Origin of the sequence: Pseudomonas gingeri, assembly GCF_013385425.1 — a bacterium.
Classification (GTDB): Bacteria; Pseudomonadota; Gammaproteobacteria; order Pseudomonadales; family Pseudomonadaceae; genus Aquipseudomonas; species Aquipseudomonas gingeri_D.
In genome coordinates this window covers 1-10687 of record NZ_JACAQA010000049.1, presented here as the reverse complement: position 1 = coordinate 10687, position 10687 = coordinate 1, and the positions used below count along the sequence as shown (strand labels likewise).

The 10687-nt window shown below is 59.1% G+C and carries 11 protein-coding genes; 8 read left to right on the top strand and 3 right to left on the bottom strand.

What is annotated here, in order from left to right; translation table 11 throughout:
• Positions 1-274 precede the first annotated feature (274 nt).
• Positions 275-1726, bottom strand: coding sequence for a GGDEF domain-containing protein (locus HX830_RS31425; protein ID WP_152742318.1), 1452 nt, complete (start codon positions 1724-1726; stop codon positions 275-277).
• 319 nt (positions 1727-2045) lie between these two features.
• Between HX830_RS31425 and HX830_RS31420 the strand changes: the two genes are divergently transcribed.
• The gene (locus HX830_RS31420; protein ID WP_248747286.1) at positions 2046-2342 is read left to right on the top strand and encodes a hypothetical protein; all 297 of its coding nucleotides are present in this window, start codon (positions 2046-2048) and stop codon (positions 2340-2342) included.
• A gap of 139 nt (positions 2343-2481) precedes the next feature.
• Here the strand turns inward: HX830_RS31420 and HX830_RS31415 are convergent, their stop codons facing one another.
• Both HX830_RS31415 and HX830_RS32285 read right to left on the bottom strand, forming a co-directional pair.
• Positions 2482-2850, bottom strand: a complete 369-nt coding sequence (locus HX830_RS31415; protein ID WP_103497517.1) for a hypothetical protein — start codon at positions 2848-2850, stop codon at positions 2482-2484.
• A 132-nt stretch (positions 2851-2982) separates the two neighbouring features.
• Complete coding sequence (locus tag HX830_RS32285; RefSeq protein WP_247263431.1) at positions 2983-3177, bottom strand: hypothetical protein; 195 nt, start codon at positions 3175-3177, stop codon at positions 2983-2985.
• 99 nt (positions 3178-3276) lie between these two features.
• Between HX830_RS32285 and HX830_RS31405 the strand changes: the two genes are divergently transcribed.
• The 7 genes from HX830_RS31405 (at position 3277) to astA (ending at position 10570) form a co-directional block, all read left to right on the top strand.
• Positions 3277-4131 (top strand): MurR/RpiR family transcriptional regulator, encoded by an 855-nt coding sequence (locus HX830_RS31405; RefSeq protein ID WP_103497518.1) that lies wholly within the window; start codon positions 3277-3279, stop codon positions 4129-4131.
• Between the two features lie 2 nt (positions 4132-4133).
• Positions 4134-4778 carry an isochorismatase family cysteine hydrolase gene (locus HX830_RS31400; RefSeq protein ID WP_103497519.1) on the top strand — a complete coding sequence of 215 codons (645 nt, stop codon included), beginning with the start codon at positions 4134-4136 and terminating at the stop codon, positions 4776-4778.
• On the top strand, positions 4775-6127 hold the full coding sequence (locus tag HX830_RS31395; RefSeq protein ID WP_177104698.1) for a glutamine synthetase family protein: 1353 nt from the start codon (positions 4775-4777) through the stop codon (positions 6125-6127). Before HX830_RS31400 ends, HX830_RS31395 begins: the two co-directional genes overlap by 4 nt.
• Positions 6111-6863 carry an N-formylglutamate amidohydrolase gene (locus HX830_RS31390; protein ID WP_152742317.1) on the top strand — a complete coding sequence of 251 codons (753 nt, stop codon included), beginning with the start codon at positions 6111-6113 and terminating at the stop codon, positions 6861-6863. Before HX830_RS31395 ends, HX830_RS31390 begins: the two co-directional genes overlap by 17 nt.
• A 143-nt stretch (positions 6864-7006) precedes the next feature.
• Positions 7007-8356, top strand: coding sequence for an APC family permease (locus HX830_RS31385; RefSeq protein WP_152742316.1), 1350 nt, complete (start codon positions 7007-7009; stop codon positions 8354-8356).
• Positions 8357-8487: 131 nt separating this feature from the next.
• Entirely contained in the window at positions 8488-9504 is a 1017-nt protein-coding gene (locus HX830_RS31380) for an arginine N-succinyltransferase (RefSeq protein WP_152742315.1), read from the top strand.
• 31 nt (positions 9505-9535) lie between these two features.
• A complete protein-coding gene (gene astA / locus HX830_RS31375; RefSeq protein ID WP_177104696.1) occupies positions 9536-10570 on the top strand; it encodes an arginine N-succinyltransferase in 1035 nt (344 codons plus the stop codon).
• Positions 10571-10687 lie beyond the last annotated feature (117 nt).

Here is a 10687-nt window from a genome sequence, read left to right as displayed (position 1 = left end):
CGGGGTTAGTAGACCACTACACTCTATCTTCATCCTAGCGAACATCAAGGGGGCAGGCCGGACGCTTACGGATAATCGAACAGGCGCTCAGAGTAAGACTTTGCATTCCCAGCGCGCCCCCTCAACGGTGGTGGACCTGCCCCAACAATCGTCACAGGACGGCTCAATAGGACTACATCCTGACGCATGTCGGACGCAATACCTGACGCCTAGTTAGTTCGCCCTCACCGTGAAATGTACCGATAACCGGCACCGTTTCGATAGCGCAGTAGTATCAGGGCTGAGGTTGCAGGATGGTTTTGATGGCAGTGACGACACAGTTACGACCTTGGTGTTTCGCGTCGTATAGGCGTTGATCGGCTACATGCAGAATGTCTTCGATGGAGTCCCCGTCTCGTCCGTATTGCGATACGCCGATGCTCACTGTGACCGTGGTCAGCCGTTGCTGGCTGATGTTGAAAGAAGTCGTTGCAATGGTGTTCCGCAGACGCTCAGCGATTACGTGTGCGCCTTCGAGTGGAGTCTGGGGCAGCAATATCATGAACTCTTCCCCACCCACTCGGGCTACGCCGTCGTACGGCCGGATCGATTCGAGACACTCCTGCACGAACCTCTTGAGGATGTCATCGCCAACCTGATGCCCAAAGCGATCATTGATGGACTTGAAGTTGTCCAGGTCGAGCGCCAACACCGAGAACGGAACGTCACCGCGCTTAGCCCGGTCAATTTCGGCATCGACCCGTTCCATGAAACGACGCCGATTGTCAGCGCCCGTCAGTGGATCGGTCGCGGCAAGGTGGCCGAGTTCCCGATTGGTGCGCTGGAGCTCCTGCAGGGCATTTTCAGCGTAGGCCATTGACTCGGCAAGACGCACCATCAACTCCCCTTGACTGTAAATCTTCGAGAACGACCGAGTGGAGAGGAACGCTTGCGCGACCCCATAGCTCAACAGGAAGAATCCAGCAGCGAAGATCGCATGGGCGAGCCACCACATATGGTTCCAGGGACGCCCTAGGATGAACGCAAGAGATGACAACGCGAACGCGGTAACCGAGATGGCAAAAATCACCATCAGCGGCGAACGGAAACGACGCAACAGCAGCACTGCCACATTCACGGCGGAAAAAAACAGGGCCCCACCTTCCAGCGCGAGGCGTACTGCGGGATGGCCCGCAACCTGCGAATTCGCAACGAGTGCCACCGCCAGGTTAACCAGCAGGAACAGCCCTATCCAGGTCAACCACGGGCGGAGCTTTGTGCGTTGGGCAGCGGCGTCAGGTGGTTGATGGTACGACAGCATGCCGATCAACAGCAGAATTGCCATGACCAGTCGAGAGGCCGGTCCGTAAAGCAGGAAGAGCCAGAGATGGGAGTGAGCGAGCCCGGTGAACGCCCCATGCAAGGCATAGATCATCACAAACCCGAGAAAGCCCAATGTCATCCAGCGCAGCAGCGGATCTCCCGATGACTGATAGCAGCACCAGGTTACGTAAGTAACAAACAGCCCTTCCAGGGTGGCGGCCGTGATAGCAATGATATGGAACGTGTGGTTCTCGAATATAAGGGTCGGATCCTGGAAGACGTACAAGTAGCCAATCAGATAAGCCGGAACAAACGCAAACCCTGCGAGCAGCAAGCAGACATAAAGCTTAATTACAATATGGATAGCGTCAGGCGGCTCGCCGGTAGCGGCCGAACTATTCACACCCCCTTCATGCAAATCCATTTTATCCGCACCGCCACAGTGCCAACTCCAAAATCACCGACATATCAACACCCCCTACATCATGATGAAAGCGTCTTGCGAGTTGATATTTTGAATCTCAATTGTAGACCACCCATCAGATTCCGCTGCTAACGTCGATGACTATCCTCAAGCCGCCACTGCACATCAGTGACGGGGTTTGGTAGCCCTCGGTGTAACCAGGTGCAAGGTGCCACCTTGGGCAAGGCATTTTTTCGCCTCAGCTTTATGATGGACGTGCAGGGTTGTCGTGTGGGACGGCCTATACTGCGTTGATCCTCAATCGGGATGGAGTAGTTCGATGAGCAACGATAACCATTACAGCGCTGGCCAGAGCCTGATCGACAAAATCAAAGAGGGTGAACCCTTGATGACACAGGCGCTGGATGTGCTGCGGCAGTACCACGAAGCTCAGGGAACGCAATCAGCAGACGAAGTTGGGCGGCTGCGTCTCGAGGCAGAAGCACTGTTCACAGCTGTCAGCGAGTACCAGCGCCAAGCTCTCAGTGGACTCCTACCCTCACTGCATAGAGCGAAGCCTGAATTCGAACCGCGAAAAAAATCAGCCCAAAATCAACATCGGGATAACATCCTGTAGGAGCCGGCCTTGGCCGTAATGGCGCCCTAACTGACACATTGCGGCGCCCGCATTGCGATGCAAGGTCGATGCTTTCCAGGTTCTCGGTTGCCCACCGCAGAACGAGTGGGCGTATCGGGCCAAGACTCCACTGATTGGCTCAGGCTTCGCTCAGTGATGCCCTTCGTGCCTGACTTCGATCCCCGACCAGACACAAGAATAGCGACAGAACAATCGCACTGATGCTCACATTCATCCACGGCGTGATCTGCTCATCGAGCAACAACACCGACCAGGCGACGTACAGGTTGTAAAGCGCATAGCTCACTGGAACCCCAATGGCTGCGCCCAACCAAAACCGTGACGAGCCCTCCGGAAGCGCCGCACTGGGTAGCAGCAGCATCATCGCCTCACCAATGCCCAGGGCTGCGCACAACAGATGCCAGACAGTCACTGTTGCCGAACGCAGCATAAACCCCAGCATGATGCAAAAAACCGGGGTACTGGTGACGATCAGGGTAATCAGCATGATTGCACCGGGGTACTGCTGGGGGGCCCTGAACCCGATTTTTCTACCCGGCTGGGTTGTGTGACCTTGTACCGAGCCGCCAAGGCCTGGACGCTGCAGATGCAGATGCAGATGCAGATGCAGAGAATCACCTCAAATCTGTTGCTTGTCGCGGTTCAAATCTACAACGCTGGCGTTGTAGATTTGAACCGCGCCCTCGCTCAGGCGATGGGCCTCGACGAAGCGATAAGTCGGATCGGTGATATAGCGCTCGCAGATAAGCAAACCCCACGCAGGCCTTACCCAACAAGACTTCCACCCCATTTCGGTGCTTTTCAGGTCAGGCACATGAAAAAACCCGCTAGACATGTAGCATAAATTACATAAGTATTTATTTAGCCAATCATGAAATAAAAGCGACACCCTCCCCCTCTAGCAGGAGCTCGGATGCCCTCACTTAGAGACCGGATCACCGATCCCGGCCTGGACCTCACGCCGTCGGAACGCAAAGTCATACGTGCATTGCTGGACCACTACCCGCGTAGCGGGCTGGGCCCGATGTCGCGTCTGTCCGAGCACGCCGGCGTCAGCGATCCGACTATTGTGCGCCTGGTGAAAAAACTCGGCTTCGGTGGCTATGCCGATTTTCAGGACGCGCTTCTCAGCGACATGGATCACCGCCTGCGCTCGCCCAGCACGTTGTTGCGACCGCGCTCACACCTCAAGCAAGACGACGTCTGGAGTCATTACCTGGCGGACAGTCACAGTACCCTGCTCGAAACCCAGGCCCTGACTCAACCCGAAGATGTGCGCATTCTGGTGGAGTGGCTGCTCGATACACGGCATCAAGTGCATTGCTTCGGCGGACGCTTCAGCAGCTTCCTCGCCCACTACCTGCTCAATCATTTGCGCCTGTTGCGTGCGGGCTGCTTTGCCCTGGAAGACAACGCGCAACTGCCTGATCGCCTGTTCGATGTGCAACGTCAGGACGTGGTGTTGCTGTTCGATTATCGACGTTATCAATCTCAGGCTCTGCGTGTCGCCAGCGCGGCCAAGAACCGGCATGCGCGCGTCGTGCTGTTTACCGACATCTACGCCTCGCCGCTGCGCGAGATGGCCAACCTGGTGATCACCGCGCCCGTGGAGTCGGTATCGGCCTTCGACACCTTGGTGCCGGCACTGGCCCAGGTCGAAGCCTTGATTGCCTGCCTGACGCTGCGTTGCCCCGATCTTGCCGAGCGACTGGAAGGCATCGACGCACTACGAAACGATTTCACCACTCACCTGCTGGAGGAAAAATAAGGATGTTTATGCTCCCCCATCACTCGCCCCGTGACCTGCCGTTTACTACCAACCGAACCGCGCTACTGCTGGTGGACATGCAACGCGCCTGGCTTGAGCCGCAGTTCGACCCGCATTTGCAAGGGCCGGACGCCAGGTACTTCCTCGACCGCACCCGTCAACAGGTGATTCCCAACCAACTCAGGTTGCTGGCCGCCGTGCGCACGGCTCGGCAGAACGTTCTACACACGATCATCGAAAGCCTCACCGCCGACGGGCGCGACCGCTCGCTGGACCACAAACTGTCGCAGATGCACCTGCCAAAAGGCAGCCCGCAAGCCGCCATCATTGAAGCGCTGACACCGGTCGAAAATGAAATCGTCTTGCCCAAGACCTCCTCCGGGGTGTTCAACTCGACCAACATCGACTACGTGCTGCGTAACCTGCAAACCCGCCATCTGATCATTGCCGGCATCGTCACCGACCAGTGTGTCGACATGGCCGTGCGCGATGCGGCTGACCGCGGCTATCTGGTGACGTTGGTCGAAGACGCCTGCGCAACCTATACCGAGCAACGCCACCTGGCGTGCCTGAGTGCGATCAAGGGCTATTGCTGGATCACCGATACGCAAACCGTACTCGATCGTTTGCAGGCTTTGCAGGCATGAGCCGCGCCAACAGCGGTGAGCCTCTGACGCCCGTGGCAATGACCACCATCATCACCACGGACCTGATCGGCGTGACCCGTGGCCGGTCGTTTCCGACCGATGAACTGGAGCACTACAAGACCGCTGGTTGCGGTTGGGTCCCGGCCAACAGCGCGCTGACCCCGCAAGACATCATCGCCGCCAGCAATCCGTGGGGGGCCTACGGTGACTTGCGGCTGATCCCCGACCTGAGCAGCCGCGTGACGGTCAGCAACGGTCCCGATGCCAGTGCGCCGGCCCTGGATTTCATCCATGGCGACATCTGCGAAACCGATGGCCGTCCATGGGCTACCTGCCCGCGCACGCTGCTGCGCAACGAAGTACAGCGCTACCACGATGAACTTGGGCTGCAGATCACTGCGGCCTTCGAGCACGAATTCAACCTCACCACCGACAGCGTCCAGGCTGAACATCTGGCGTTTTCGCTAGAGGCTCAGCGTCAAGGCGCAACGTTCGGTGGCTGGCTACTCAGCGCCTTGCGCGCAGGTGGGGTCGAGCCGGAAATGTTCCTGCCCGAATATGGCAAACACCAATACGAAATCACCTGCCGACCGACCCTGGGCGTCGCAGCGGCCGACCGTGCGGTCAACGTGCGCGAGATTACCCGCGAGATCGCCCGACAGATGGGACTGAACCTGAGCTTTGCGCCCAAGACCTCGGAGCACGCGGTGTGCAATGGCGTGCACCTGCACCTGAGCCTGCACGACCTGTCCGGCCATCCGGTGCTGTATGACGCCGGGACCGCCAACGGCCTGTCGCCCCTTGGCCAGCACTGGTCCGCGGGCGTGTTGCACTACTTGCCGGCCCTCTGCGCGTTGACCGCGCCGACACCGATTTCCTATGAGCGCCTGCAACCGCATCACTGGAGCGCGTCATATGCATGCCTGGGTCAACGCAACCGTGAAGCCTCTCTGCGGATCTGCCCGACCGTGAGCCTGGGCGGCAAATCCGAGGCCGCGCAATACAACCTCGAATTCCGCGCCATGGACGCCACGTCCTCCCCCCACCTGGCGATGGCCGCCGTGCTGATTGCCGGCCGACTGGGCATCGAGCAACGCCTGGCGCTGCACGCGATCACCGATGAAGTCCCGGACTCGCTGAATGAAGAACAACGCCAGCACCGTGGCATCGTTGCCCTGCCGGCGTCACTCGCGCAGGCCCTGAGCCACTTGCGGGGCAGCGAGGCCTTGCTTGAAGCCTTGCCGGGCGCGCTGCTCGACACCTACTTCGCCGTTAAAACCGAGGAACTTGCCTTGACTCAGCACCTGTCGCCCACCCAACTGTGTGAGCACTATGCACGCCTCTACTGAGTCCGCCGAGTTTGGACTCTACACCGAGCCGGCTTACAGCCTGAGCCGGGAAGCATCCGAGCACCCGCTGATTCTGGTGTGTGAACATGCCAGCCGCTACATCCCGAGCGCCTTGAACGATCTGGGATTGAGCGGCGATGCCACACACGAGCACATTGCCTGGGACATCGGTGCGCTGGCGCTCGCCGAGAGCCTGTCCAAAGCTCTCGGCGCGACCCTGCTGGCGGCCAACTACTCGCGCCTGCTGATCGACCTCAACCGTCCGTTGCAGGCGCCGGACAGCATCCCGACCAAGAGCGAAATTTATCCGGTGCCGGGCAATCAGAATCTCGACGATGCGACCCGCGACTACCGACGCCGGTGCCTGTTCACACCATTTCACACACGCCTTGGCGAACTGATCGATACCCGCGTGGCTGAGGGCCGCACGGTACGGGTGGTGGGCATTCACAGCTTCACGCCAATCTACTTCGGCCAGCCCCGAGCGCTGGAAGCCGGCGTGCTGTATGGGCGGGCCGAGGATTATGCAAGCCGGCTGGTCGACGGGTTGGCCAGGCATCCACTGCGGGTCGCCGGTAATCAGCCCTACAAAATCAACCCTGCGGCCGACATGACGGTGCCGGTTCACGGCGACGCCCGTGGCATCGACTCGGTGCTGATCGAGGTGCGCAACGACCTGTTGCGCAATCGGCTGGCGGTCCAGACCTGGAGCGATTACCTGGCGCCGTTGCTGTAAAGCCGAGGCCTCAAGCGAACAGTTTCAAGCTGAAAAAAAACGGAGGGTTGTACCGGTAAAACAACGATAACCAACGCTGTAGCGTGTTTTTACCTGCCTGGTTCAAACACATTGCCATAGTGGCTTACAAGGAGAACTGCTTCATGGAAATAGAAGAATTCGGCTACAAGCAAGAGTTGAAACGCAGCCTGTCGCTGACCGACCTGGTGATTTACGGGATGATTTTCATGATCCCCATCGCCCCGTTCGGCGTCTATGGCTACGTCAACCAGGAGGCCCCCGGCATGGTGCCGCTGGCCTACATCATCGGCATGGTGGCGATGCTGTTCACCGCCTTGAGTTACGGCAGCATGGCGCGGGCCTTCCCGATCGCCGGCTCGGTCTACTCCTATGCTCAACGCGGGCTGAACCCGCATGTCGGCTTTATCGCCGGCTGGCTGATGCTGCTCGACTACCTGCTGATCCCGCCGCTGCTCTACGTGTATGCGGCGATGGCGTTGAATCACCTGTACCCGGACATTCCCAAGGTCGGTTTCATCCTCGCCTTCCTGGTCAGCGCGACCTTCGTCAACCTGCGGGGCATCACTTTTACCGCACGGATGAACATGCTCTTTCTGCTGGCGCAATTGGTGGTGCTGGGAATTTTCCTGTTCTACGCCTGGACCGCCTTGCACGGTGGCGCCGGTAACGGCCAGTTGACCCTGGCACCGTTGTACAACCCTGAGCACTTCAACTTCGCGTTGCTCATGCAGGCAGTGTCGATCGCGGTGTTGTCGTTCCTCGGCTTCGATGCGATTTCGACCCTGGCCGAAGAGATCAAAGGCGATCCGGGCCGCAGCGTCGGCAAAGCCGCGTTGATCACGTTGGTGGTCATGGGGGGGATTTTCGTCGTACAGACCTGGATCGCCACAGACCTGGCCGCCGGCATGGGCTTCAAGTCCGCCGATACCGCGTTCTATGAAATCGCCGAAATCGCCGCCGGCAGCTGGCTGGCGACTGTCACCGGCGTGGCCACGGCACTGGCCTGGGGCGTGGCGGTGGCGATCACCTCGCAAGCCGCGGTATCGCGCTTGCTGTTCGGTATGGCACGAGACGGCAAACTGCCCAAGGTGCTGGCCAAGGTACATCCCCAGCACAATACCCCGCACATCAGCATTTACCTGGTGGCGGTGCTGTCGCTGCTGATCTGCTACCTGTTCATCAACTCGGTGGACACCCTCACTTCACTGGTCAACTTCGGGGCCCTGAGCGGCTTCATGCTGCTGCACCTGACAGTGATCAACTACTACTGGCGCCGGCAGAAATCCGGCCAGGTGATCCGCCATCTGATCTGCCCGGTGATCGGCTTCATCATCGTCAGCGCCATCCTCTACAACATGGGTGTCGATGCGCAAAAGCTCGGCGGCATCTGGATTGCGGCGGGCCTGGTCTACCTGTTTTTCCTCAACAGAATCGGCGCCAGCAGCGTATTGCCAGACCCGTCCAACAGTTGAAAAAAACAGTGTTCAAAACGTCGAGCGGTCGCTGACGGTGATTAGCCGACCGCCGTTGTATGCGTGGAAGCCGACAGTGATAGTCAAGCCTGATGCCCCGGTATCAGGCTCTTTGATACAGGAGTACCTCCATGCTGGCCTTACGTCCAGTTCAGTTATCCGACCTGCCTCAGTTGCAGCAACTTGCACGCGACAGCCTGGAGAGTGCCACCTCGTTTCCGGACGACAGCGAGCGCCTGCGCCAGAAGATTCTCGCTTCCTGCGCATCGTTTGCCAGTGACGTGAAGAGCCATGGCCCGGAGAACTATTTCTTCGTGCTGGAGGACCTGGCCAGTCAACGGCTGCTGGGCTGTTCGGAAGTCCTCGCGACCGCCGGTTTCAGCGAGCCCTTCTACAGCCTGCGCAACCGCCCTTTCACCAGCGAGTCGCGCGAGCTGAACATTCATCACGGGGTGCCGGCGCTGTCGTTATGCCAGGACCTCCGCGCACATACCTTGCTGCGAGGTTTTCATCTCAACACCGAGCTTGAGCGCACACCCTCTTCGCAAATGCTTTCCCGGGCCCGCCTGATGTTCATCGCCGCCCACCCTCAGCGCTTTTCCGACGCAGTGATTGCCGAAATCGTCGGCTACAGCAACGACGCAGGTGAATCGCCATTCTGGGATGCACTGGGCAAGCACTTTTTTGACCTGCCTTATGTCGAGGCTGAACGCCTCTGCGGCTTGAAAAACCGAAGTTTTCTCGCCGAGTTGATGCCGCACTACCCGATCTACGTACCGATGCTGCCGCAAAGCGCTCAGGCGTGTATTGGCCGGATTCATCCGGACGGCCAGGAAGCCTTCGATATCCTTGAACGCGAAGGCTTCGAGAGCAACAGCTACATCGACCTCGTCGACGGTGGACCAACGCTGTTTGCGCGCACCGCGAGTATTCGTTCGATCACCCAGACCCGCACGGCCGTTGCGCACTTGAGCCCACACAGCAGTGGCAAGACGCCGTACCTGCTGAGCAATGACGCACTGGAAAACTACCGGGCAATTATCGCCGAGCTGGACTGGAGCCTTGAGGAGCCTGTCTTGCTCAACTCCACCCAGCTCGACGCCTTGCAACTGGACAACGGCAGCCCCGTTAGGCTGATTGCGCTATGAAGCAGATCTTCCGCCCCCAAGGAGCTCCATCATGATCGTGCGCCCGGTTCAAATGACCGACCTGCCCGCGTTACTGGCGCTGGCACGCCTCGCCGGCCCGGAGTTCACTACGCTGCCGGCCAACGAGGAGCGTCTGACCCTGCGCATACGCTGGGCGCAGCGGACCTTTGTCGGGCAGGTAGAACGGGCGGACGCCGACTACCTGTTCGTGCTCGAAGACGACGATCAGCAAGTGATCGGCGTCAGCGCCCTGGCAGGTGCCGTCGGGCTGCGTGAGCCCTGGTACAACTACCGTGTCGGGTTGACGGTCAACACCTCGGCAGACCTGGGAATCCGTCGACAAATCCCGACCTTGTTCCTCAACAACGAAATGACCGGCCAATCGGAAATCTGCTCGTTGTTCCTGCGCCCGGATCAGCGTCAAGGCCATAACGGCCGACTGTTATCAGTTGCGCGATTGCTGTTTGTCGCCGAGTTCCCACACTTGTTCGGCGAAAAACTGATCGCCGAACTGCGCGGCAGCGCCGACGAGCACGGATGCTCGCCGTTTTGGGACAGCCTCGGTCGACATTTTTTCAAAATGGACTTCAGTCACGCCGATCACCTTTCCGGGCTTGGCAACAAGTCGTCCATCGCCGAGCTGATGCCACGTCAGCCGCTGTACACCTGCCTGCTCACCGAGCAAGCTCAGGCCGTGATCGGCAAGGCCCATCAATACGCCGAACCGGCGCGCAGAATCCTCTGCAACGAAGGCTTTTCCCATCAGGGTTACATCGACATCTTCGACGGCGGTCCGGTCATGGAAGCCCAGATCTCGAAAATCCGTGCCGTGCGCGACAGCCAGTCGCTGGACCTGATGGTCGGCACACCAGACGACAATGCGCCACTCTGGCTGATCCATAACCAGCGCCTGGAAAACTGCCGAATCACCGCCGCCCGCGCCCGAATGGTCGGCAACTGCCTGCTGGTCGATCGCCTGACCGCCAAACGCCTGCGATTGCAACCGGGCAGCTCAGTACGCGCCGTGCCGTTGCTCAAGCAACAACGGCAGGCGGTTGCCGCCTGATGTGCCAAACACCTGTTATTGATGCATCTGCACGGAGCGTGTCGCAAACCCTCTCATTACAAACCCCATCAAAAGCCAAAAACAAAAAAACCGCACATCAGACTGTGTGAAAACCTA